At 44.4% G+C, this 24,433-nt stretch carries 18 protein-coding genes, 1 other RNA gene and 1 pseudogene; 11 read left to right on the forward strand and 9 right to left on the reverse strand.

The annotated features are described in order from the left end of the window. Window positions 1–11: 11 nt before the first annotated feature. The 3 genes from GYK50_RS08550 to GYK50_RS08560 form a co-directional block, all read right to left on the reverse strand. A complete protein-coding gene (locus GYK50_RS08550) occupies window positions 12–263 on the reverse strand; it encodes a hypothetical protein (protein WP_058024156.1) in 252 nt (83 codons plus the stop codon). A 376-nt stretch (window positions 264–639) separates the two neighbouring features. After that, window positions 640–998: a transfer-messenger RNA gene (ssrA, locus tag GYK50_RS08555) on the reverse strand. An 85-nt stretch (window positions 999–1,083) separates the two neighbouring features. Then, entirely contained in the window at window positions 1,084–1,755 is a 672-nt protein-coding gene (locus tag GYK50_RS08560) for an alpha/beta hydrolase (RefSeq protein WP_212563683.1), read from the reverse strand. Between the two features lie 431 nt (window positions 1,756–2,186). Here GYK50_RS08560 and GYK50_RS08565 point away from each other — a divergent pair, with 431 nt between their 5' ends. From GYK50_RS08565 to GYK50_RS08580, 4 genes are all read left to right on the forward strand, one after another. Then, the gene (locus tag GYK50_RS08565) at window positions 2,187–3,557 is read left to right on the forward strand and encodes a glycerophosphodiester phosphodiesterase family protein (RefSeq protein ID WP_212563684.1); all 1,371 of its coding nucleotides are present in this window, start codon (window positions 2,187–2,189) and stop codon (window positions 3,555–3,557) included. Between the two features lie 226 nt (window positions 3,558–3,783). Then, on the forward strand, window positions 3,784–4,563 hold the full coding sequence (locus tag GYK50_RS08570; RefSeq protein ID WP_212563685.1) for a response regulator: 780 nt from the start codon (window positions 3,784–3,786) through the stop codon (window positions 4,561–4,563). A gap of 16 nt (window positions 4,564–4,579) precedes the next feature. Further along, a complete protein-coding gene (gene creC, locus GYK50_RS08575) occupies window positions 4,580–6,355 on the forward strand; it encodes a two-component system sensor histidine kinase CreC (protein ID WP_212563686.1) in 1,776 nt (591 codons plus the stop codon). A gap of 130 nt (window positions 6,356–6,485) precedes the next feature. Next, on the forward strand, window positions 6,486–6,686 hold the full coding sequence (locus GYK50_RS08580; RefSeq protein ID WP_212563687.1) for a hypothetical protein: 201 nt from the start codon (window positions 6,486–6,488) through the stop codon (window positions 6,684–6,686). Between the two features lie 134 nt (window positions 6,687–6,820). Here GYK50_RS08580 and aroC read toward each other — a convergent pair whose 3' ends face one another. Beyond that, the gene (gene aroC, locus GYK50_RS08585; protein ID WP_212563688.1) at window positions 6,821–7,924 is read right to left on the reverse strand and encodes a chorismate synthase; all 1,104 of its coding nucleotides are present in this window, start codon (window positions 7,922–7,924) and stop codon (window positions 6,821–6,823) included. A gap of 103 nt (window positions 7,925–8,027) precedes the next feature. Then, window positions 8,028–9,203 carry a 50S ribosomal protein L3 N(5)-glutamine methyltransferase gene (gene prmB, locus GYK50_RS08590; protein ID WP_212563689.1) on the reverse strand — a complete coding sequence of 392 codons (1,176 nt, stop codon included), beginning with the start codon at window positions 9,201–9,203 and terminating at the stop codon, window positions 8,028–8,030. A gap of 341 nt (window positions 9,204–9,544) precedes the next feature. Here prmB and GYK50_RS08595 point away from each other — a divergent pair, with 341 nt between their 5' ends. Further along, window positions 9,545–10,948 (forward strand): L,D-transpeptidase family protein, encoded by a 1,404-nt coding sequence (locus GYK50_RS08595; RefSeq protein ID WP_212563690.1) that lies wholly within the window; start codon window positions 9,545–9,547, stop codon window positions 10,946–10,948. A 159-nt stretch (window positions 10,949–11,107) separates the two neighbouring features. Here GYK50_RS08595 and GYK50_RS08600 read toward each other — a convergent pair whose 3' ends face one another. After that, the gene (locus GYK50_RS08600) at window positions 11,108–11,320 is read right to left on the reverse strand and encodes a hypothetical protein (RefSeq protein ID WP_058024164.1); all 213 of its coding nucleotides are present in this window, start codon (window positions 11,318–11,320) and stop codon (window positions 11,108–11,110) included. A gap of 364 nt (window positions 11,321–11,684) precedes the next feature. Here GYK50_RS08600 and GYK50_RS08605 point away from each other — a divergent pair, with 364 nt between their 5' ends. From GYK50_RS08605 to GYK50_RS08625, 5 genes and pseudogenes are all read left to right on the forward strand, one after another. After that, window positions 11,685–13,322 carry a DUF389 domain-containing protein gene (locus tag GYK50_RS08605; protein ID WP_420070451.1) on the forward strand — a complete coding sequence of 546 codons (1,638 nt, stop codon included), beginning with the start codon at window positions 11,685–11,687 and terminating at the stop codon, window positions 13,320–13,322. Between the two features lie 146 nt (window positions 13,323–13,468). After that, window positions 13,469–16,141, forward strand: coding sequence for an alanine--tRNA ligase (gene alaS / locus GYK50_RS08610; protein ID WP_212563691.1), 2,673 nt, complete (start codon window positions 13,469–13,471; stop codon window positions 16,139–16,141). A gap of 316 nt (window positions 16,142–16,457) precedes the next feature. Then, window positions 16,458–17,744, forward strand: a complete 1,287-nt coding sequence (locus GYK50_RS08615; RefSeq protein WP_058024167.1) for an aspartate kinase — start codon at window positions 16,458–16,460, stop codon at window positions 17,742–17,744. Between the two features lie 411 nt (window positions 17,745–18,155). Next, window positions 18,156–18,323, forward strand: a pseudogene (gene csrA / locus GYK50_RS08620) (carbon storage regulator CsrA); the annotation flags it as partial. 164 nt (window positions 18,324–18,487) lie between these two features. Continuing rightward, entirely contained in the window at window positions 18,488–18,862 is a 375-nt protein-coding gene (locus GYK50_RS08625; RefSeq protein WP_058024168.1) for a HopJ type III effector protein, read from the forward strand. 81 nt (window positions 18,863–18,943) lie between these two features. Here GYK50_RS08625 and GYK50_RS08630 read toward each other — a convergent pair whose 3' ends face one another. Both GYK50_RS08630 and GYK50_RS08635 read right to left on the reverse strand, forming a co-directional pair. Then, a complete protein-coding gene (locus tag GYK50_RS08630) occupies window positions 18,944–19,255 on the reverse strand; it encodes a YeaC family protein (RefSeq protein WP_071003533.1) in 312 nt (103 codons plus the stop codon). Between the two features lie 83 nt (window positions 19,256–19,338). Further along, window positions 19,339–20,343, reverse strand: coding sequence for an NAD(+) kinase (locus tag GYK50_RS08635; protein ID WP_071003532.1), 1,005 nt, complete (start codon window positions 20,341–20,343; stop codon window positions 19,339–19,341). Between the two features lie 272 nt (window positions 20,344–20,615). Here GYK50_RS08635 and GYK50_RS08640 point away from each other — a divergent pair, with 272 nt between their 5' ends. Beyond that, on the forward strand, window positions 20,616–21,338 hold the full coding sequence (locus tag GYK50_RS08640; protein WP_071003531.1) for a Bax inhibitor-1/YccA family protein: 723 nt from the start codon (window positions 20,616–20,618) through the stop codon (window positions 21,336–21,338). Window positions 21,339–21,438: 100 nt separating this feature from the next. Here the strand turns inward: GYK50_RS08640 and GYK50_RS08645 are convergent, their stop codons facing one another. Continuing rightward, on the reverse strand, window positions 21,439–24,237 hold the full coding sequence (locus tag GYK50_RS08645; RefSeq protein ID WP_212563692.1) for a heavy metal translocating P-type ATPase: 2,799 nt from the start codon (window positions 24,235–24,237) through the stop codon (window positions 21,439–21,441). Between the last annotated feature and the right edge of the window lie 196 nt (window positions 24,238–24,433).

Genomic DNA, 24,433 nt, shown 5'->3' on the forward strand with positions numbered 1-24,433 from the left:
TGTTCGTTCAACTATAAGCCTACGTCATCTTGAGTAAGCTCGACCTTTTTAACGGGTACAGCGTACTGCCATAGATGGCCTTTATCACAAACAAAGCCATCATCACCCAAAGACACGATAGACACTAATAATTCGTAATACCCATTATCGATGGCTGTCATAGCATGATCGTCACTGACATTGCTCACAGCACACCATACCTGATTATCATCCCGCTCTAATATTGCCTGAGTCAATCTACTACCCTGTAGTTCGATAAGCATGTTTAATCCCTCATTTTTAGTCTGTTATTTTTATACTTTACAAATAAATTCACTTTCTACAATATATTTTTTCGACTTGAAGGTTACAAATAGACATACTGAAAAGCAATTCTAGCTTGCCTTGAGTAGCGTTTTAGCTAATTACGACGATGATAAGCACGAGATTTTTCATGGTGAAATCTATGCTACGTAACGTGATATAGGACAAGGATATCAGAGTATTTCTTGTTAGTATTGTACAGCTGGAAAAGCTTCAATACCAACAATAACCCCAACATCCTATATGGTAGCCATCCCTTTATAAGGTAAGAGAAAGTCAAAAAACACGCAAAATAAAGGGCTGACAATCTGCGACTGTCAGCCCTTTATCAATATTTGGTGGAGATGGCGGGAGTTGAACCCGCGTCCGCCAGCATTACGCTCATGAATCTACATGTTTAGTTTCTGTCTTTAAATTTAATCCGCACCGATCCGACAGTCAGGATGGATTGGACGATTCTCTACTTTTGAACCCAAGCGATTGAGACAATCCCTTGTGGCGAACCTATATGCGGACGCTTCAACTGGGCTAACCAACTATAGGTAATCGGCAGCGCAGTAAGCAGGGTTTAAGCTGCTAGAGCGTAAGTTTCGTCGTTTGCGACTATAACAATATATGTTTGATTAACGAGAGGACATACACTCTCGACATGCATCATTGAGTTTCATCACCAGCGTCGAAGCCAGAACATCCCCAATAAGACTGACTATTATATAGGATTTATTGATGGTTTTTCAACCTATACATAACCCTTATTACATTACGTTACAGCGAATCATCTTAAGCCAAGACGGTATTTAACCACTGACCAATATTTTGAATCTGCGGCATACAGACTTGATGTGCCATCGGATACGTATTATAAGACACATTATAGTCTTTTGCTGATAATAGCTGATGTGCTTGCTCACCTAGGATGACAGGCACGACTGGATCATGCGTACCATGCTCAATCAGAATCGGCATGTCTGTATTGGCAGCACTATACTCAATATTGTCATTGGTCGCTAAGTAGGTAGAGAGCGTCATCAAGCCAGCTAAGCGCTCTGGGTAGCCAAGTGCCACGTGATACGCCACCGCCCCGCCCTGCGAAAATCCGGCAATAACGATGTGCTCTGGTGATACGCCGCGCTCAATCTCACGGCTAATCAAATCTTGTATCTGCTGAGCAGACTCTTCAATCTGAGCCACATCTACTTTTCGCTCCAGACTCATCTCTATGATATCGTACCATGCTGGCATTACCATGCCGCCATTTACTGTGACTGGGCGTTTTGGTGCATGTGGAAAGATAAAACGTACTGCCATATCATCAGCCAGTCCAAGCTGCGGTACCACTGGCTCAAAATCATGACCGCTAGCACCTAAGCCGTGTAGCCAAATCACCGCGCGATCTATCTTTTTTTGAGAGGGATTGTGCTCAACGACGACGGCGTCTAAATAGTTACTCATAGTTATCCTTAATAATGTAGTGAGAGATGCCCTAAGCATTTCTATGTTTTTTGTCAAAATAATGTATGTGTCATTATATGGTCAATATCATCTGTTAGTTTGAGAATATGGTCAATAGTGAGGTACTAATCAATAGTGGGGCACTAAATGGACAATAGCAAAAATGAGAACAGTATAAGAAGACACGTATGATTTTATGACCGATAAGCCCAGTACTATCAAGCTTATATACTGTCAATTGTCTACTCTTTAGTACATTTTCCTACAATTGTATCTGCATTAATGTTAAGTTCTTACAAGGCTAAGCTCATACAAGAATGCAAGACCTTTAGTTTCTTTTAGCAAATAGCAACCAATAGTCAAACGCTAATCTTTTAATTCCTATCCCTACGTCCGATGGGATTTTTTATAATTTTGCAGGAACATTTTACATGACAATTTCTAATAAATCAGCGCTTGAGCTGAGTAAGCACACGCTGGCTAAAGTCAATAAGATTCATCTCGCCTTACCTTTAACGCTTGTCACCTCATTACTAATAGTAGGCTGCACTACTGATAGCCGCTCAATGCTCACATCAAAAGCCTCTTCATCGACAGCGCAACTGCAATCACAGCCGCAACCGTCCTCACCTGTCGCATATACCTATGGCGTGCGTCCGTTTTATCTGATCAAGGATATGGATGAGGGACCATTAAAACAGGAGCTCCAAGCATGCAAGGGGCAACTACCAAGTAAGACGGACTTCTCTATTGCACATCGAGGTGCGCCATTACAGCTACCTGAACATACTTATGATAGCTACGTGGCGTCAGCACAAATGGGTGCTGGCATCTTAGAATGTGATGTTGCATTTACCAATGACGGTGAGCTTGTCTGTCGTCATGCCCAAAACGATTTGCACACCACGACTAATATTCTAACCACGCCGCTGGCCAAGCAATGTACCGTACCGCCTGTATTGGATGCTCAGGGTAAACTTACCAATGCCGATAGTATCGAATGTCGCACCTCAGATATCAGTGCCGCTCAATTTAAAACCTTGACGGGTAAGATGGATGCTGCCAATAAAAAAGCAACCAGTATTAGCGAGTATATGAATGCAACCGCACCGTGGCGAACGGACTTGTATTCACAAAATGGTAAGGTATTGACGTTAAAAGAGCATATCGCATTGGCACGCCAGCTAGGCATGAAGCACACGCCTGAGCTAAAAACACCAGCCGTGACCATGCCGTTTAATGGCTATCGTTTAGACGATTATCGCCAACAGCTGATAGATACTTATAAGGCAGCGGGCGTGCCTGCAAGTGATGTATTTGCCCAGTCATTCAATATAGAAGATCTGGATTACTGGATCAAAAACGAGCCAGCTTATGGCGCCAATGCCGTCTATCTTATTGATGACAGCAATGAGACCGCTGACGATAAAACCTTTAATAAAAACGACGCAAGTACATGGAAGCACTCATTGGCTGATATCAAAGCACGCGGCATCAACACTATTGCTCCAGCACTTTGGTTATTAGTCACTACTGACGGTAAAGGCAATATGCAACCATCAGAATACGCAAAACAAGCCAAAGCCAATGGTCTAAAAATTATTACCTGGTCGATAGAGCGTTCAGGACCATTAACCGACGGTGGCGATTGGTACTATAGCGGTCTTGGAGATGCTATCAACAATGATGGTGATATGATGAATTATATTGATGTACTAGCGCAGGATGTCGGTGTCCAAGGCATTTTCTCGGATTGGCCCGCTACGGTAAGCTATTACGCCAACTGCAAAGGTCTTAAATAGATTTAGTCTATTAATAGATAATCACGCTTAGTTTGTATTACCGAGGCTAGCTTATCCATTGAGCTGGCCTTTTTGTTAAATGCATTAAAATGATTACACCGCAAACCATCTACTGAGCACCCTACTTTTCCATTAACTTTTCACACCATTTGGTTCCTAGTAGCAAGAGCAGTCTGCTGTTTTGTGCTACGATAATTTACTAAGATTATAAGATGATGTAGAGATTATGACCCATATTTTACTGGTAGAAGATGATCCTGCGATTGCCATGTCACTCAAGGTTACCTGCAAGCGCGAAGGCTGGCAGATGACTTGGCTGGATAATGCCAGTAGTGTGTTACCCATGCTGCATAGTCATGAAGCACAAGATCTATCGGCGATCATTATGGATGTCGGTCTGCCAGATGGTGATGGTCTGAGTCTGTGCCAACAAATACGTCATACACCTGATATCGACGCCTTAAAAGACTTGCCTATTATATTTTTGACTGCACGTAGCGATGAGGTCGATCGTATTTTAGGGTTGGAGATGGGTGGCGATGATTACTGTGCCAAACCCTTTAGTCCACGTGAATTGGTCGCACGCCTAAAAGCCATTTGGCGACGTGAACAGCTAATTCAACAGTCAGGCTCTCATACCGTAAACTCAAATGACAGCACTGAAAGCACCTCCTCGAATAATCTATCAGGACAAGCATTAACGTTTGAAAATCAATCTGGCGTTTGGCACTATCAACCGCTTAATTACTCATTAACGTGGCAAGAGCAAAAGCTGGAACTTAGTAATACTGAGCGCAAAATTTTACTCACATTATTACAAGCACCGAATCAAGTCTTTAGCCGTGAGCAGCTGCTTAACGCAGTTAGTGATTATCCTGATCATCGCCTAGCACGCACGATAGACAGCCATATCAAGTCGATTCGTAAGCAACTTGCGACTGTTGATACGAGTATTGAAGTCATTCATACACATCGTGGACTGGGTTACGCATTATGTCCAGCTTAATAATAGCTGCTAATTTATGAATCATAATGCCAATAATGCTAAGAGCGATACTCATAACGACCAAAACAATTGGTATGCCAAATTGCATCCCATTGGTACTGTGCAGCAAACTCCTAAACGTAAACGACTGCTCAATTTAAGTATATTTTTTAGGATTTGGCTTGCAGTTGCTTTGGTACTCATCATTTGCGGCGTGGTTGTATTTACCCAGTTGTTTGGCTACGTCAAGCCAACCGCGCAGCAAGTCATCGAAGACACGCTCCTAGACACCAGTAAGTTACTTGCGGCCAGTCTCCAGATACCATTATCTACAGGGCAACTATACGATGAGGCTTATCAAGCGCAACTTGATGCAGCCTTTGTAGGCATACCAGCGATTAACGATAATTTAGGTCCCGTCTATCAAGCCAAAAGCTATAGCAGCTTTCGGGTATATGTAACAGACAGCAGCGGCAGGGTCATTTATGATTCGCTACCCAAACCTGACAATAATGAAGGACAAAACTATGGGCGCTGGAATGATGTCTATCTCACATTAAGAGGTCAGTACGGTGCAAGAAGTACGCTGCGGGATAACCAGCAGCGTGATGATGGCTCGGTCATGTATGTCGCACAGCCAATAAAGAATATGTCTGGCGATATCATCGGCGTGGTCAGCGTCGGCAAACCTGTCGCCAGCGTGCTACCTTATTTGGACGACACGCGTAACCGTATGCTAATCACCGCGTTATTTATCAGTATTGCTGCCCTCATTCTGGCAGGATTCGTCGCTTGGTGGCTCAAGCAAAGTATTACCTTGGTGACTCAATATACCAGTTCGCTGGCAGAAGACACCAAAAAACCCTATTTTTATCTGGGTCATGAGCTAAACAGCCTGACAGATACCATTGAGACTATGAAGCATCGACTAGAGAATCGTGCTTATGTCACTGATTATGTGCATACACTTACTCACGAGTTAAAAAGCCCTTTAACCGCCATTCGCGCCAGTAGTGAGCTGTTAGAAGATGATGGACTAGATGGTCATATGCTTGATCAGGATGATCGGCAGATGCTCATTGAGACGGTTGGTGAGCAAAGCGTAAAAATGCAGCAGCTCATTGACCGACTACTGTTGCTTGCGAAAGTTGAACAGCCTACTTTTAAGCTCAGTCGTCAGCTAACGCCGCTACTGCCATTATTACAGACTCTAATAAAAGACAATACCGCTAAGCAGCAACAGCAGAATCTACAACCTATCGATATATACATCGATGATCAGCACATGACAAACACTACAAACTTACCAGCAGAATTATTGGCCTCTACCAGTGTGTTTGCTGACCAATTTTGGTTGGTACAAGTCTTACAAAATGTGCTGGATAATGCCATTCATTTTGCTGATAACACTGTTGATATTTCGTTGCACAGCACAGCGCGAACGGTAATCATCGATATATTTAATGATGGAAAGCTATTGCCTGATTATGCTATTGAAAAAGCTTTTGAGCGTTATTTTAGCCTATCTCATCAAAGCCATTCTGTTCAGCAAGTGAAAAATCAGAATACAACCTATACGCTAGATACAGGTTCAGCACATCACAAAGCTGACTCAAAACAGTCCGATAGTATTCTCAAAAAAGGTACCGGTCTTGGACTCACTTTAGTAAAGCAAGTCATTGAGCATCATGGCGGTCAGGTAACTATTGATAATATCCATGCTAATGATAATAAAATTGGCACTGATAAAAATCATACTGGTAAAAATCAGCGTTCTGGTGTGATGGTTAGTATTACCCTGCCCCTGGCTTAAGAATAAGCATTGATAACAGTTCATCAATTTTCCATCATGACTGCACAGGATTTCTACTTCTTTATTTTACGATAGCACTAAGATCTATTGAACCATCAAATTTGTAAAGCAGATTAGAAGGAGAACATTTATGTCACGTCAATTAACTGATGATCCTATGATCAAGCACCTAATCGGCCTCAGCCGTCATCACTGCGCGCAGATACTATCCAGCCAAGGTGTCGGTAGTATTGAGTTTGGACATTGGCTAGCGATTCCTAGTCAGCAATTATTACTGGTCTTTCGGCATCAGCAATGTGTAGCTATTGATGAATATCGATTGGCAGCCTGATATCTTGCTCGCTCAGCACGTTGATTGTTTTTAGGTAACCCCTGTATTTTATTGGGACATAAAAAAGCCCTTTATCATTTCTAGTATCAAACTACTGGAAACAATAAAGGGCTGACTTCTCTAAGGCAAAAATACTAAGCAATCGATTGTACTGGCGGCTTTACATCCGCGTTCTGACCACGGTGACGCAGATAGTGATCGAGCACTACAATCGCTAGCATCGCTTCGGCAATAGGCGTGGCACGCACACCGACGCAAGGATCATGACGGCCTTTAGTGAGCATATCGACTGCTTCACCTTGGGTATTGATACTTTTACCAGCGGTGGTAATACTAGACGTTGGCTTAAGCGCGATACTGACACGGATATCTTGGCCTGATGAGATACCGCCTAAGACACCGCCCGCATGATTGGCTGCAAACCCATCTGGGGTCAGCTCATCACGAGCGCTATGTCCAAATTGACCTGCCACTGCCATACCATCGCCAATCTCAACCCCTTTGACCGCATTGATACTCATCATCGCATGAGCGATATCGGCATCTAGGCGATCAAATACTGGCTCGCCCAGACCTACGGGTACACCGCTCGCAATGACATCAAGGCGTGCACCGCAACTGGTGCCTTCGCGGCGCAAGTTATCAATCAAGGTCTCAAAACGGCCAATCGCTTCTTTGTCTGCGCAGAAGAACGGATTGCTATTGACAAATTCCCAATCGATCTGGTTCGGGTCTAGTACATTGCTATGCTCATTGCCGATTTGGGTCACATGACCACGAATTTGTACGCCCAGCCGTTCTTGTAAGTACTTCTTAGCGATAGCACCAGCAGCCACTCGCATAGCCGTCTCACGCGCTGACGAACGACCACCACCGCGATAATCACGAAAGCCGTATTTCATGCTATAAGTATAATCGGCATGTCCAGGACGGAAGGTATCTTTGATATCGCTATAGTCTTTTGATTTTTGATTGGTATTGCGAATCAATAGACCGATGGATGTCCCTGTGGTTTTGCCTTCAAATACGCCAGAGATAATCTCAACTTCATCAGACTCACGGCGCTGGGTTGAATACTTAGACGTACCCGGTTTGCGACGATCCAGATCTACTTGTAAATCGTCTGCAGATAATGCTAAACCTGGTGGTACGCCATCAACGATGGCCATCAGTCCTGCGCCATGTGACTCACCGCACGTGGTGACCGTAAAAACCTGCCCAATACTATTGCCTGCCATAATTGTCCTTAAACAAGTAAACGCGACTGATGGTTGTTCGACCAACCTTTTATGATTATCGCTGATCAGTTTTTATATGCTCGATTTTGTGACTCACACTCAACTATTGCATGCTATCTAATAGTTGCACATAAGCGGCAAACAGTTGACGATTGGCTACCAATTCATCATAAGTAATCGCAAAAACCCCATGTCCGCCATGTGCAAACTTCAACCAATCAAACTGAATATCAGGATAGGCTTGTTTTAATGCCCATTCGCTGTCGCCCACTTCACAGACCAGCAAACCATCTGGGCTCAGGTAATCTGACGCTTCAAATAAAATACGATGTACCAAATCCAAGCCGTCTTGACCCGCGGCTAATGCATGCTCAGGCTCATATAAAAACTCAGGTGGCAAATCTGCCATGATAGCCGCATCGACATACGGTGGATTGGTGACGATAAGCTCATACTGGTTCTCAGCAGGTATCTTGGCAAACAAATCAGACTCGATTACGTTCACTTGATGGCCAAGGTCATGATGATCGACATTGACCATTGCCACGTCCAGCGCGCCTTTATCGATATCGACAGCATCAACCAACGCATCAACGAAACGGGTAGCAAGCGCGATTGCGATACAACCAGAGCCAGTACACAAGTCTAAGATACGCTCAGGCTGCGACAACTGCTTCACATCCAAGCCATGATCATAAAATACTGCTGACTTTTCATTCGGGCTAACACCCAGTGGTTTGGCGAGTTCAGTAACTTCAAAATAAGGATGGAACTGCTGACGAATCAACTCTGCGATTGGCGAGCGCGGGATAAGCACGCGCTCATCCACATAAAAAGGCAAATCACAGAAATACGACAAGTTAATCAGATAGCTCAGCGGCTTACGTTCAGCGATGCGCTCTTCTAATAGTCCTAGCACTGCCTGCTTCTCTGACGTGGTCAAACGACAGTCTAAAATCTGCTCATTGGCTGACCAATCTAAAGACAACGAATGCAACACAATGGCTGAGGCTTCTGCAAACTCATCGGTCGTGCCTTGCGCGACAACCACATCATAGTTACGCAATTGTGTGACGGAAAAACGAATAAAGTCGCGAATACTCACTAGCTGCTCGCGTGCTTCTTCTAACTCGGCATGTAAGTTAGCAAGTTCGCCATCCTCACCAAGAAGTCCAGTTTCTAGATCATACTCCATCTCACCTTCTAAGCCCTTAGACTCATCATCACTGAAGTATTGGTTTTGAAACTCTTCTGCACTCATTGTTTGGTCTTCTGACATATGGCACCTTATGGATTAACTATTAGCAGGTTAAATGGCTTGTTGCTAACAATCGATCTATTAATGAAAAAATTAATCATACATTATAGACGTAAACGCCAAATAGCGCCAATCACTGTCATTTTTACTAAAACAAAAAATAGTGAAAATAATGAGGAGTTTGCGTAAGCAGCCTGCCTGTCGCCGTACACATTTTGGCTAAAATATTACTCAACTGTAGCGAATACGTCAGCAGTTGACGTTTAACCCACTCTAAATGCAAAAAGATAGACCAAAAGTTTGCGAAGCAACCAAATTATGCGCATAATAGCCGCATTAGTAGCAACCACAAGTGATTCAATATGATGAAAATAAAGCCTATTATTACTGCTATATCTATCGCTGCCATGAGTGCCAGCGTTGGCGCACTTGCCGCCACTGCCGATAATACTCGCACATTGCCAGTACGAACGGCAAACGCCATGCCAGGCCTTGCTCAAAAGGTGAGCCTCAATGTGCAAGAAAATCGTAGTCGCTCAGATGGTGCTGCTACTGTACAGTTAAATACAGAGAACGCAAAACCCGTTGATAGCATGAACCAGCTGATCAACACTAAGCAAGACGATCAAAATAGCACGCCAGCACCCGCTGCTGACAACATGAGCGCTGCTGAGTTGACGCGTAAAGATGAGCAGTCAGATAGCACTGATGATATCAGCGAAGGCCAAGCGGTCGCTGCACCCAGCGATGTCTCCTCTATCGACTCATCTGATCCACTCGCCTTTGAGTTACCGGAGAGTGAAAAGCGTCAAGACTTCAGTGATGATCCAACCATCAAAAATATCGAAGATAAAGATGGTAAGAGATATACCACATTAAACTTGTCAAATTACGCACAACAAGTCAATAACGCTGTCTGGTCGCCTAACATGAAAGTCAACTCAGCAATGACGATCAAAATGCAAGCGTTGCTCGATTGGAACCATGCCTCTCCTGGTCCTATAGACGGTGGCTGGGGTATGAACAGCAAAAAAGCCCTTACTAACTTCCAAGCGATGAAAGGCTTGCCAACCACAGGTAGAATGGATCAAAAAACGTGGGATGCCTTGGTTAAGAACATTCCTGCAACCAAACCTGTGCTTGTGACTTATACCTTGACTGATGATGATATTAATACCAACTTTGCCACCACGCCTGCTAGTGCAGAAGCCAAGTCAAAAATGAAAGGACTGTATTATCAAGACATCAAAGAGATGCTTGGTGAACGCTTCCATATGGATGTGCGCTACTTGGATAAACTCAATAAGAACAAAGAATACAAAGCTGGTGAGACCATCACAGTGCTCAATACTCGTGGTGCGTTAAACAAACGAATCAACCGCGTGGTCGCTAACAAAGCTGATAAAACGTTATATGCTTATGATGGCAACCAACTGGTAGCGACTTACCCAACGACCGTTGGTAGTAATGACACGCCGTCACCACATGGTACTTATAAGATTGTCAATAAAGTCAAAATGCCATGGTATAAAGCCACAGTCGGTGAAGGCGCTCAGAAAAAAGTCCATATGTTGCCACCAGGACCAAACAATCCAGTCGGTGTGGTATGGATGGGCTTATCTAAACCGTCATATGGCCTACATGGCTCACCAAAACCTGAAGGTATCAGTCGCCAAGCCTCACATGGCTGTATCCGCTTGACCAACTGGGATGTGCTTGAGGTTTATGCCAATATCGAAAATGGCGCAACCGTTGAGCTTAAATAACGCTCTAACCTAGATCGCTATCAGCATTTATTACCAAGTCAGCACTTACTACCAAAAAAGACCTCACTATTGAGGTCTTTTTTACGTTTGGCGACGCTTTAGCGTTTTTACTATTAGAACCAACATCATCTGAGCATCAAGCCAAAATCTGATCATCCGTTATACTTTATGACCATCTTCGTTACCAGTAATGCTACCGATTTTTTTGGCAAAGAACATGGTGATGGGAATAGACGCCGCTGCACCCACTGCGACCGCTATTTGCATATGCGCGATCTCATCGAAACCCATAATGAGCGTACCGATGATGACAATCCCTGTGGTGACAGTGCCTGCTATGATGTAAATGACAGCAAATAATGGCCAGTTCATGACTTAATCCTTACTTTATGTGTGGGTATAGTTACTTTATACGCCATATCCCTACTAAAGGTAAGTATTTAATATAGACGCCAGCCTCATACATTTTGGCTGACTTATTCTAAAACCCATGTTAACATAAGGGTATTTCTCACTCATATTTCGCTATCTTCATTAATACTCATTTCCTATAAATTTTTACTCCGATTCCACTTTACATTCAGCCCCTCGATCATACCCTTACTACGATACCTCTTTCTATTTTGCCCAATGTCATGTCTAGCACTTTGCTTTTGCACAAAAAAAAGACAGCTTATCCTTTATTTTTCATTACAATAATGGTTTTATTTCATCTGACTAATAAAGCCCAATTGCTATGACCGCTTCTGATAATACGTCACAACAGAAAAAACCAGACACCGCTTCTCAGATTTCATCTGATATGACAAAAGAGACATCTGAGAGAAAGATTGATGATGCTCATGAACCAGAACAGACCACTGAACAGGAGTATGCAACCGAAAACAGTGAAGAGGAGTCGCTCTCTGAAACAAAAATCGTCATGACCTCACCAGAGCCTGATGTCGTCATTGCCACGCTAGACGCGGCTGATGATGACTCAGATCAATCTGAATTATCCAGCCCAAACGCAGACACAGCCGCTCACGCATCAGAGACAGCGTCTGAGGCTTTTCTTCAAACACAAGAAGATTCAGACACTTCCGAAGCGCCCAATAATCATGTTAGCCAACCTGTCGAACCCATTTCGATCGATCATAGTATCCATGAAAATGATCCTGCCGTTGCTGACGTCGATGATCATCTAACCACAGAGTCTACAACGACAAACACTAGTGGTGAAAATGTGGAGAGTGATGACGACAAGCAACAGTCAGAAGAAGAAAAGATCAAAGATGAAAAAGAAGCCAAGCTAGAATCCTACAAGCAATTCGTGGCCGAGCAGTTTAGCGATCAAAAGATAGACTATCCTGAAGTCCGTGTCACGATCGAGGCCAACGCCCTACCAAGTAAAATGTACTTTGTAATGAACACGCTATCAGCCATTATTGCCAGTTATGGCTTGGTGACCAATTCAGCCGCAGTGGTTATTGGCGCGATGTTGGTCGCCATGATGCTCGGTCCGATTACAGGTGTCGCCCTAGCGATTATTGACTACCGTATGCCACTGTTGCGTAAGTCGTTGCTCACCGTGTTAGCGGGGGTATTTTTGGTGATATTGGTCGGCTTTGTGGTGGGTCTATTGCATCAAGGTCAACCGCTGACCAATGAGATTTTGTCTCGTACCCAGCCCACGTCTATGGACTTGATGATTGCACTGGCTGGCGGTACGGCTGGTGCATATGCGATGGTGTCTCCGCACCTGTCCGTCGCCGTTGTTGGGGTTGCTGTGGCCACCGCCTTGGTGCCGCCACTCGCGGCCAGTGGCATTTTATTTGCCAATGGCGAGATACAGATGGGGCTAGGTGCTGCCTTATTGGCCCTGACCAACATCATTGCCATTCAGTTTACTAATGCCATGGTACTGTGGTTTTTAGGCTTCAGGCGCTTGGTCGATGATGATTATGAATCGGGCACCTATTTGATATTTTTCCGTCGAAATGCCGTCACACTATTGTTACTGGTCGGCTTGGGCATTTATCTTACTCTAAACCTCAATAGCAATGCCAAGCAGCAGACCTTTGAAAACAATGTCAAAGAAGCAATTAATGAACATTTTATCGATCAAGGTAACGTACTGACCAACATACAATTTGATAAGAATAATGCGTTTCAAATCATTCGTGCCGTGGTACGCGGTGAGACCAGTCCAAATTCACAAGATGTACAGCAGATCGAGGATGTGATTACCAAAGATATGGCAGAAAACTTCCCCAAATACTTGCCTATTAAATTGCAATTGCGCTACTTGCCAGTGCAGGTCATTGAGTCTGATCCATTGATCAAAGACAAGCTTGATGAGACTGATGCGGTAATTTTGACCAATTCACCATGATGCACCCTATATGAGCGGCAAATCATGAATGGACTATAACGAGCAGTTGTAACTCTTGTACCAAGAGCTTAGGCGTTTGTGCTAAAATCGCTTGCAAAATTATTTTATGTCATTTACTCAATTCTATCCGTCAGTAAGGAGCCGCTGTGAGCCAGCCATCTCAAACAGCCGATATTCGCCAAGCCTTTATCGATTTTTTTATAAGCAAGCAGCACACCCAAGTTTCATCGTCTAGCTTGATTCCGCATAATGATCCAACATTGTTATTCACCAATGCCGGTATGAATCAGTTTAAAGAAACCTTTTTGGGCATGGAGCCACGTGACTATACACGTGCTGTGACCTCGCAGAAATGTGTCCGCGCTGGTGGTAAGCACAATGACTTGGACAATGTTGGCTACACTGCCCGCCATCATACGTTTTTTGAGATGCTTGGTAATTTCTCGTTTGGCGATTACTTCAAGCAAGCAGGTATCGAGTATATCTGGGAGTTTTTGACCTCAGATCAGTGGCTCGCGATTGATAAAGATCGTCTGTATGTCACCATTTATGAGACTGATGACGAAGCCTTTGATATTTGGCACAAAACCATTGGTCTGCCAAGTGAGCGCATCATTCGTATCGGTGATAACAAAGGGGCACCGTACGCCTCAGACAATTTTTGGACCATGGGCGACACCGGTCCTTGTGGCCCTTGCACCGAAGTGTTTTATGACCATGGCGCTGAGATCGAAGGCGGCTTGCCCGGTACGCCAGAAGAAGATGGCGATCGCTACATCGAGATTTGGAACTGCGTCTTTATGCAGTTCAATCGCCAAAAAGACGGCACGTTATTGCCGCTACCTGCGCCAAGTGTCGATACTGGCATGGGGCTTGAGCGTATTAGTGCTATCATGCAAGGCGTCCATGGTAACTATGAGATCGACCTGTTTACCCATTTAATGGATGCGGCAGCTGAGATCTTAGAGATTGACAATGAACAGCAGTCTTCACTAAAAGTCATCGCTGACCATATCCGTGCTGTGGCCTTTTTGATTGCTGATGGCGTCACACCGAGCAACGAAGGTCGTGGCTATGTATTGCGCCGTATCATTCGCCGTGCGGTACGTCATGGCAACAAGCTTGGCGCTGATAGTGAGTTTTTCTATAAAATGGTCGCACCGCTCGTGGCTGAAATGGGCAGTGCTTATCCAGAGCTAGTAGAAAAACAAAACGTGATCGAAAATGCGATTCAAAAAGAAGAAGCGCAGTTTGCCAAAACATTGGCACAAGGTCTGCGTTTGCTTGCCAGCGAGCTTGAAGGTCTAAAAGATGGCGATACGCTATCTGGCGAAGCGGCCTTTAAACTCTACGACACCTATGGCTTCCCGATCGATTTGACCGCGGATATCACGCGTGAGCGCGGTATTGCTATTGATGAAGCGGAGTTTGATGAGCATATGCAAGCACAACGTGAACGTGCTCGTGATGCAGGTAAGTTCGATGTCGATTACAGCAGCGTCATCCAAGTCGAGACGCCAACCGTCTTTGTTGGTTATGAGCAACTTGAAGAAGACGGCGTAACGATTGATGCGCTTTATCAAGCTGGCAACCCAGCAGATAGCCTAACGGAAGGCACAGAAGGCGTGGTGGTATTGGATCGTACGCCATTTTATGCTGAAGGCGGCGGTCAAGTGGGTGAGCTTGGTGAAATCCGTACCGAATCAGGTGTCTTTGAAGTACAAGATACCAAAAAATCTGGTCAAGCCATCATTCATTATGGTGTGGTGACCATGGGTGATATCAAACCCAAGCAAACGGCGGATGCCCACGTGCTTTCAAGCATTCGTGCAGCCAGTACCAAAAACCACTCTGCCACTCACCTATTACATGCAGCACTAAGAGAAGTCTTGGGTGATACCGTCACGCAGAAAGGCTCATTAGTCTCAAGCGACGTCTTACGTTTTGACTTTGCTTATGATAAGCCTGTCAGCGCTGCTGAAATCATGCGAGTAGAGCGTCTCGTTAATGAGCAAATACAAGCCAACACTCCTGCTCGTATTGAACACATGTCGATCGATGAAGCCATGAATCAAGGCGCGATGGCATTATTTGGCGAAAAGTACGGCACTGACGTTCGCGTACTAACCATGGGTACAGATCGTATCGTCGATGGTCAGCGCAAGCCTTTCTCTATCGAGCTTTGCGGCGGTTTACATGTACAGCGTACTGGCGATATCGGTATGCTAAAAATCACCAGCGAGTCAGGTATCGCTGCGGGGATTCGCCGTATTGAAGCCGTCACGGGCATGAACGCGGTCAAAAACATTCAGCAAAGCGAGCAGCAACTAAGCGAGTTGGCAAGCCAGCTTAAAGTAAAACGTCCTGAAGTTGCCCAGCGTGTGCGCACCATGGCAGATAAGCAACGTGAGCTTGAAAAACAGCTTGAGCGCTTAGAGCAAAAAATCGCCAGCGCTCAAGCAGCCAACTTACTCGATAATGTGCAGACTATTGCAGATACGCCCGTACTTCTCAGCACCTTAAACGGTATCGATGGTAAATCCATCCGTACGCTGATGGATGATATCAAATCAAAACTGCCTGATAGTGTGATTGTATTGATTGGTGATAAAGATGACCAATTAGCACTAGCCGCGAGTGTCGCAAAATCTGTTACTGCTAAAATCAAAGCGGGTGATATCATTCGTCATTTAGCCAGTGAGCTTGGTGGTAAAGGTGGCGGTAAACCTGACTACGCACAGGGCGGCGCGCCGAAGTCCGACAACAGTACTGCGGTCATCAATGCCCTGCCTGCTTGGATTGAAAACCAGCTTAGCTAATCATAAAAAGCCCAGTAACTCAGCGCCTTACTTTGGTTTACTGGGTATAAGATACGTGATTGGTTATAGCAACTATAACCAATCGCCATACATCTAAGCGGTACTGATACTTAAAGTTATGCAGTAGATATGGTATAAAGGTCAACGTTTGACAATATTGCTCATTCATGACAGTTGATGCAGTACCAATAAACGAATGACACATATAGGGCATAACTCTTACAATCTGGCTTTATCTATACACGCATGGACACGTGTCGCATTGAGACTGATCCATGAGAATAAAAGGTCATTAATGAATAATAGGTAGATTTTTATGGCGTTAATAGTACAGAAATACGGCGGCACCTCGATGGGCAGTATCGACCGCATCAAAAACGTCGCCAAACGCGTCAAACGCTGGCATGACAATGGTCATCAAGTCGTGGTCGTGGTCTCAGCCATGAGCGGCGAAACCAACCGTTTGATTGATCTAGCACGCCAAATCAGTAACAACCCTGACCCACGTGAATACGACCAGATGGTCTCAACCGGTGAGCAGGTTTCTATCTCGCTACTCGCGATGGCGATAAAAGAGCTTGGTATTGGTGCGCGTTCAATGACTGGTCGTCAAGTCGCGATCAAAACCGATAACGCCCATAATAAAGCCCGTATCGAAAGCATCGATGATAAAAACATACGCGAGCAGCTAGATGCCGGCAATATCGTCATTGTGGCAGGCTTTCAAGGTATTGATGAAGAAGGCAATGCAACCACATTGGGTCGCGGCGGTTCTGATACGACAGGCGTTGCGATTGCAGCGGCTTTGGGTGCTGATGAATGTCAAATTTATACTGATGTCGATGGCGTTTATACCACTGACCCTCGCGTAACCTCAAAAGCCAAAAAGCTTGAAAAAATCACCTTTGAAGAAATGCTTGAGATGGCAAGTCTTGGCTCCAAAATCCTACAGATTCGCTCAGTAGAATTCGCTGGCAAATACGGCGTACCACTGCGCGTCCTATCTAGCTTTGATGAAAACACTGACGGTAGCTTTGACCAAGAGTTTCAAAACAACGTGGGCACCCTAATTACGATAGACGAAGGAGACAATATGGAACAGGCAATCATCTCAGGTATCGCATTCAACCGAGACGAAGCAAAAATCTTAGTACGCGGTGTACCCGATCATCCTGGTATCGCCTCTGCTATCTTAAGCCCAATTGGTCGTGCCAATATCGAAATCGATATGATTGTCCAAAACCTCTCGGATAATGGTACCACTGACTTTACATTCACGGTCAATCGTACTGACTTGGACAAGACGCTAAAAGTGCTTAATGAAGAAGTCAAAGACGAGATTGGTGCCAAAGAAATATCAGGCAACAGCGAAGTGGTCAAAGTCTCACTAGTTGGTGTTGGTATGCGCTCACACGCAGGAGTTGCCAGCCTCATGTTCCAAACATTGGCTGAGAACAATATCAATATCCAAATGATATCGACCAGCGAGATCAAAGTATCTGTTTTGATTCAAGACCAACACTTAGAAAAAGCGGTCAAATCACTGCACACTGCCTTTGGTCTTGACCGTGAAGACGGCGAGAGCAAAATCGCTGGGCTATAATGCCAAAAAACTGTTAAAATACAGCTTTAGCATTGATGGTTATCTATTAACCGCTATTGAAAACTTCGCATCGTATGTAAATAAATAGCGTTTCGTTTAAACAAATAGCCTCCAAATAAAAACAGTACTTAAATAAAATAGGATCTTTTTAGATCCTATTTTATTTTTTAGCATAGTTGAAATGAGCATTTACCTAATAGTTTTGTGAAAAACCGTGACAGTATCTGTTATGCCACCTATAATGGGCTTTCATTTGGGCTAAATGAATCTACCTATCATTGCCGTGGTTTGCACAATGTCGAGTATGGTAATTATTGATATATTACTTACTGAGTGCTGCGGTGATGTTCTGCAATTGAGAAGTAATCTGATGAGTAATAATCTGTTGATGCGACATAAGGAGTGTGACGCATGTTAATTTTGACACGCCGTGTGGGCGAAACGCTAATGATCGGCGATGAAGTCAGTGTGACGGTATTGGGCGTCAAGGGCAATCAAGTACGTATCGGTGTGAATGCACCTAAAGATATTGCCGTACATCGCGAAGAGATTTATCAACGTATCCAGCATGAGCGCTCTGTACAGTCGCACATGCAACATCTTGAGCAAGGCAATTTTTCGCCGTCGTTCGATGACGAAGACTACTTCAATCGCTAATTTATAATACTTAATGCTCAACGACTAATGAGCATACATAAGCATTATATTTTTTATTTTTTAAACTGCTCTGAGGTCATTTATTTATGAGTATCCGCCAATCAGATGTATCGGCTCTACTTAATGGTTTGAATAAAAAAGCCATTGGATTCAATGATGTTATCAGCTTTATCGATGATTTTTATCGCTATTCGCCTGCCCCGTTTGTCAACGGTATGGTCCATAATGCAGCGGGCGAAAACGAAGGCAGTGCAAAGATTTTTGGATTCGCTAAGCATCACGGTTTGAATCAACTGGACACGCTAAAACTATTCGGCGAACATTATGCCAAAGTGCAAGCAACGCCTAACGGTACTGACCATGCTAATATTCGCAACTTTTTGCATTGGGGCTGGCAAGGATTTTTAATGCAAAAAAATCCGCTAACGGTTCGTCCTAGTGTCGACACAACTGCAATTTAAATATGTGTCGTGATTGAATAATTAATAAAGTAAAAAAAGCCACGCTCATGAGCGTGGCTTTTTTATTGACTGTTTATAGTCTTATTTATTACGAAACTTCACAGGTTGTACCGCCCCTTTAGGGTTCGGCATATTAGGATAGTGATGCTCATGCTCGACATCACACTCAGCGCCCACGATAGAACCGTCCTCTTTTACTGGTTTGTGGATATAACCCGTACGCTCGGCAAGTGGTAGGTGCTCGTGCTCCCATATCATCACCGCTTGCATGCAAGTTTCTCGCTGCTCAGCGGTAATTTTACGACCATCAGGCCACTTACCTAACTCAATCGCCATGCGGAATTTATCAACCACTTCCGGTGTTAGACTGGCTAATATTGTTTGTTTATCCATCTTGCCTACTCTCCACTACTATTTTTTCATCATATTTTTTGATGGCTATTGGACGATTTGAAAACATGCTCTAATAGATACGCTCATTCATCATCTATAATATCATCATCGACATCCAGACTGAATTCTTCGGCATGTACGTTCCAGTGCAGCTTGGTACGACAGGCTTCATAAAAGTCAAATCCAGGCGGATGCAGTAAAGTGAGCTTATCAGGATGCTTACGAATATATAAGCGCTGTTCTTGCTCAAGCGGTACGCTTGGTTTGCCATCTGCGCTGACCATCGGCTGCGTACGATTGTCTTCATGAATACGAATACAGACCTCACTATTACCACTGACAACAATCGGGCGACTAGATAACGTATGCGGATGCATGGGCACCAGACAGATGGCATCCATACTTGGATGAATGATGGGGCCACCACCAGATAGAGCATAAGCGGTTGAACCAGTCGGTGTCGCTGCTATCAGGCCATCACTATGCTGTCTGTAAACATCATGTCCATCAATCTTCATTTGAAAGTCGATCATATGTACCGATTTACCAGCGTGCAATACGATGTCGTTCAGCGCCATGTCTTCATGAATGATTTTACGCCCTTCTCGTATCTCCATCGTCAATAAAAACCGATGATCCAGCTGATAATCGCCCATCAATACTTGGCGTAATTTAAAAGCCGCTTCGTTGGGCTTTACATCTGCCAAAAACCCCAAACGACCACGGTTAACCCCTAATACTGGGACACGGTAGCGTGCCAATGCTTCAGCAGCATGCAATATCGACCCATCACCACCAACAACGATGACCAAATCGCAAATCTCACCAATCAAGCCACGCTTAACGATTTTGACTCTTTCTACTTCTGTGAGGTTAAGCGTTGGTAAGTTGGCTGTTTGTACATCCATGATCAACGTCAAGTTCATCTCATTGATGGTTTGAGCAATCTGTACCAGACTTCGCGTGACGCTGCGTTTACCAGCACGGCCCATCAAACCAATACGCCTAAAAGCAGGATTTTTGATAGCGTGGAACAGCTCTGACTCGTGTAAGTGTGGCAATCTTGCTGACTGCGCTGAGTTTTCCATAAAACGACTCGGTATAACGGTGAAGTACAGGGTAATAATAGCGATAAATGCGCGCTTAGACTAGCATGTTTATGAATTATCGTTGTTAACTGTCGTAACTGGCCCCATATAAAATATATCAGATGCCTTACTCATGCTTGCTTGTCTGCTTAGGTTTTGAGACTACTAGGTTGAGCTGTAACGGCTGTCACGCAAACACAGTTGACAATAACGGCGGTTTTGCTAAAGTAGCAGCATCTCTATTTTTATATTTTATTATTAAGGACTTATGTATGGCCAATCCTATTGTCAGTCGCGCAGAACTTGCGATCGGCGGTAATCCAATGACGGTCAAAGGCGTTATTCAAAAGACCAGCCTGTTACTTGGGTTATCAGCTATTACTGGTGTGGGCTTTTTCTTTTATGCGCTTATGGCAGGTTTATCGCAAGGTTTTATTACCATGGCAGCCTTTGGTAGCATGATTGCTGCGTTTGTTCTTGCTCTTTTTATTACCTTTAAACCACAAAAAGCAAAAACGTTGGCGGTGCCTTATGCTTTGCTAGAAGGTATCTTTTTGGGCGGTATCTCATTATTTTTCATGAGAATGTATCCAACCGTCCCAGTCACGGCAATGTGTGCGACCTTCGTCACAGCAGCAGTCATGCTAGGACTGTATCGCTCAGGTTTGGTAAAGGTTACTGAAAAGTTTCGTTCTATCGTGACCTCAGCCGTTATCGCTATCATGCTTGTTTATGTAGCACAGTGGGTACTGTCTTTAGTATTTGGCTCAACCTTGCCATTCTTGTTTGAAGGTGGTGCTATCGCTATCGGCTTTAGCTTGTTTGTGATTGTTATTGCCTCTTTTACGCTATTATTAGATTTTGACAATATCGATCGCGGTGTTGCTATGGGTATCTCAGAAGACTACGAATGGTTGTTCAGCATTGGTATTCTTGCCACGCTAGTCTGGATGTATATCGAATTTATGCGTCTGCTCAGCTATCTTCAAGACTAATCAAATAATTCGATAGTAAATCTGTATAAAAAAAACCGCCTGAGCTATTGATAGTTGCAGGCGGTTTTTTTATGGGCAAACTCTGAGAGCTATAGTTCAACTAAGCTCGCTTTAGGCGTAGCGCGTTTAACACCACAAACAATGAGCTAAGTGACATGCCGATGGCAGCAAGCCAAGGTGGTACATACCCTAAAGCCGCTGGTATCAGCACGATACTATTATAAGCCAAAGCCCAGCGGAAGTTTTGCTTAATAATACGTTCGGTTTTATCAGAGATACGTTTGGCAGCAGTGATGGCTTCGATCTGTCCATTCAAAATAATACTGTCGCTAGATACTTGTGCCAAATCTGCGGCACCAGCAATCGAGGTGGACACATCAGCCGCTGCTAACACTGGTGCATCATTGATGCCATCACCCACCATCAGTACGACAGCGCCTTTAGATTGCAACTGCTGAATATGATTGACTTTATCAGTCGGTGATAGACCATGATAAGCTGACTGTATCCCTAAATTCTCAGCCATCACGAGCGCTTGCGGGCTTGGGTCCCCCGTCAACATCACAGACTCAATGCCTAGACCTTTGAGCGTATCGAGCATCGATTGGGTACTATCACGTACCTTGTCATTAAAATAAAAGCACGCCAGCGCTTGCCAGTCATTTGTATCAGGTTTCTGGCTCGATAAGACAACCACTGAGCTGGCACGCTGCGCCGCCAAGTCAATGTTCAAATCATTGTTTGTATTGACCTCATTGGTACTGCCACTGGTTTTATCTAACGCAAAATTCACATGACCAATGCGATATACCATGCCATCAATCATGGCTTCTACCCCGCCTGCGGGATAATGCTGCATGGCCTGCGTCGATGGCAGATGTAACTGATAGGCAGCGGTAAGCAGCGCGTGTGCAATCGGATGACGACTCCCTACCTCTAGGGCAGCTGCGATTGCCAATAGTTTATCTTTTTGTGCTGTTGATGCTGAGTTATCAGAATCAGTCTGGTTTACTGGCTCGATTACCTCAATATTTAATAAATTTGGCTTCCCATAAGTAAGCGTACCTGTTTTATCAAAAGCAACATGTGTAATTTCAGCCAATGTTTGCAGCGTATGCCCGCGCGTCGTCAAAAAACCATAGCTGGCTAAACGATTGGTTGAAACAGTCAAGGCAATCGGCGTCGCCAATGACAAGGCGCAAGGACAAGTGGCAACCAATACGGCGACTGTTGCCCAAATAGCTTGGCTTGGATCGACAATGTACCAGCCAACAAACACTAAAACTGATAGCACTAAGATACGCGCCACAAACCAACGTGCCAGTTTATCTGCTTGTTGTGCAAGTTTAGGCTTTTCGCTCATGGCGCGGTTCATCAGTCTATCAATCAGCCCTATTTGACTGTCTTTTGGTAATGCCGTCACCAACATCTCAAACGGCTGGCTATCGTTTTGCGCACCGCCGACAATATAATCGCCTTGGGACTTAATGATTAAATCACCTTCGCCTGTCAGTAGGCTTTGCGAGACTGTTGCAGTAGGACTTAACAAAATACCGTCACTGATAATCTCAGAACCCGCTTCAACCAAAATAATGTCACCCACTTGCAAGCTATGAGCCGTCACCATCTGCTTTGATGCTATATTTTCCTCTACCTGTGATAACGCATTTTGTTGATGACGTGACTGCTGCCAATCTTGAGCAATACCCGATGTGAGCTGATGAACATTGGCATCAACACCCTTCATAAAGTTAGGCATCATTTCTGTCGTCGCATCTGATGCCTTTTTTGCCTCATTTTCGATGGCGTCACCTTGTTGAGAGTCATTTTCTTTCAGCAGTTGTAAAATACGCTCTGCTGCTGATTTGTCTTCAGCCACTTTTTGTACCAATACTGGCTCTACTACGACCAGATCATTGGCCATGGTCGCAGCTTTTAGACGGGCATTATGTTCGATATAGCGTCCTGCCAGCAAAAAGAAAATAAACATACTGACGGAGTCATAGTATGTCTCCCCTTGCCCAGTAATGGTGGCATATAAACTGGCAAAGAAGGTGATAATCAAAGCAAGGCTAACAGGCACATCCATATTGACCTGGCGCGCACGAATCGCTGACCATGCGGAGGTAAAGAAAGGAATACCGGCATAAAAGAAAACAGGCGTACTAACAAATAAAGACACCCAACGCAAAAAGTCACGCTGAAATATCAACATGTCGCTATATTCACCAAAATAAAGCGCAACGGCATACATCATTGCCTGCATTGAACCGAGTGCCGCGATACCAAGACGCAATAGCATTTGGTTGTTATGACGCGCCAGCATGGCTTCATGGGTATCTTGCCGATAAGGCTTGGCATCATAGCCAATCTCATTGATGACCGCTAAAATGCGGCTAATCGGTAACTTATCTTCATTCCAAATGACCCGCATACGCTGGTTGGTCAAATTCACCTGACACTTACTAATGCCTTCTAGCTCATCGAGACGCGACTCAATCAACCATGTACAGGCCGCACAGCGCAAATTATTAACAGACAGCTCCGCCACCGACAGCCCATCTTGCGCATATACGAACTGCGACTTTATCTCGTCATGATCATATACCTCAAGACGCGTCAGCTGGGTCGGTAAGCTTGCTGTACGGTTAATCTCCGAACGGTCAAGATAATATTGCTCAAGACCAGCCTCTACGATGCTCTGAGCTGCTAACTGACAGCCCATACAACACATCTCACGCGACTTGCCTAGAATCTCAGTATGAAACGGCGGCTTGGGCACTGGATCACCGCAATGGAAGCAGTGATCAGCAAGGGGTAGCACCAAGCCATCAGTGATGGAGTTGTCTTTATAAGGATGATTGGTAGCAGATGATACTGATGATGGGATACTAGACATAGTCGCGCTTACTTCCTTTGACAGGCTTGCTCAAAATGCATTCGTTTAAGGCAAACTTGCTCTGATTGACTGTACTGTACGTCGTGCAACAGAGCCACTTTTCATCGCATGAATATCACTATTGTTAGTAGTACAATATTGATAACAAATGACTAATAGCAAATAACTAGCAACGGCGGATTCATACAAAATACAT

This window comes from Psychrobacter pacificensis, assembly GCF_018336615.1.
Lineage (GTDB): Bacteria > Pseudomonadota > Gammaproteobacteria > Pseudomonadales > Moraxellaceae > Psychrobacter > Psychrobacter pacificensis.

Coding starts and splice junctions, on each gene's coding strand:
- GYK50_RS08550 (WP_058024156.1), bottom strand. CDS start 263: ATGCTTATCGAACTACAGGGTAGTAGATTGACTCAGGCAATATTAGAG.
- GYK50_RS08560 (WP_212563683.1), bottom strand. CDS start 1,755: ATGAGTAACTATTTAGACGCCGTCGTCGTTGAGCACAATCCCTCTCAA.
- GYK50_RS08565 (WP_212563684.1), top strand. CDS start 2,187: ATGACAATTTCTAATAAATCAGCGCTTGAGCTGAGTAAGCACACGCTG.
- GYK50_RS08570 (WP_212563685.1), top strand. CDS start 3,784: ATGACCCATATTTTACTGGTAGAAGATGATCCTGCGATTGCCATGTCA.
- creC (WP_212563686.1), top strand. CDS start 4,580: ATGAATCATAATGCCAATAATGCTAAGAGCGATACTCATAACGACCAA.
- GYK50_RS08580 (WP_212563687.1), top strand. CDS start 6,486: ATGTCACGTCAATTAACTGATGATCCTATGATCAAGCACCTAATCGGC.
- aroC (WP_212563688.1), bottom strand. CDS start 7,924: ATGGCAGGCAATAGTATTGGGCAGGTTTTTACGGTCACCACGTGCGGT.
- prmB (WP_212563689.1), bottom strand. CDS start 9,203: ATGTCAGAAGACCAAACAATGAGTGCAGAAGAGTTTCAAAACCAATAC.
- GYK50_RS08595 (WP_212563690.1), top strand. CDS start 9,545: ATGATGAAAATAAAGCCTATTATTACTGCTATATCTATCGCTGCCATG.
- GYK50_RS08600 (WP_058024164.1), bottom strand. CDS start 11,320: ATGAACTGGCCATTATTTGCTGTCATTTACATCATAGCAGGCACTGTC.
- GYK50_RS08605 (WP_420070451.1), top strand. CDS start 11,685: ATGACCGCTTCTGATAATACGTCACAACAGAAAAAACCAGACACCGCT.
- GYK50_RS08615 (WP_058024167.1), top strand. CDS start 16,458: ATGGCGTTAATAGTACAGAAATACGGCGGCACCTCGATGGGCAGTATC.
- GYK50_RS08625 (WP_058024168.1), top strand. CDS start 18,488: ATGAGTATCCGCCAATCAGATGTATCGGCTCTACTTAATGGTTTGAAT.
- GYK50_RS08630 (WP_071003533.1), bottom strand. CDS start 19,255: ATGGATAAACAAACAATATTAGCCAGTCTAACACCGGAAGTGGTTGAT.
- GYK50_RS08635 (WP_071003532.1), bottom strand. CDS start 20,343: ATGGAAAACTCAGCGCAGTCAGCAAGATTGCCACACTTACACGAGTCA.
- GYK50_RS08640 (WP_071003531.1), top strand. CDS start 20,616: ATGGCCAATCCTATTGTCAGTCGCGCAGAACTTGCGATCGGCGGTAAT.
- GYK50_RS08645 (WP_212563692.1), bottom strand. CDS start 24,237: ATGTCTAGTATCCCATCATCAGTATCATCTGCTACCAATCATCCTTAT.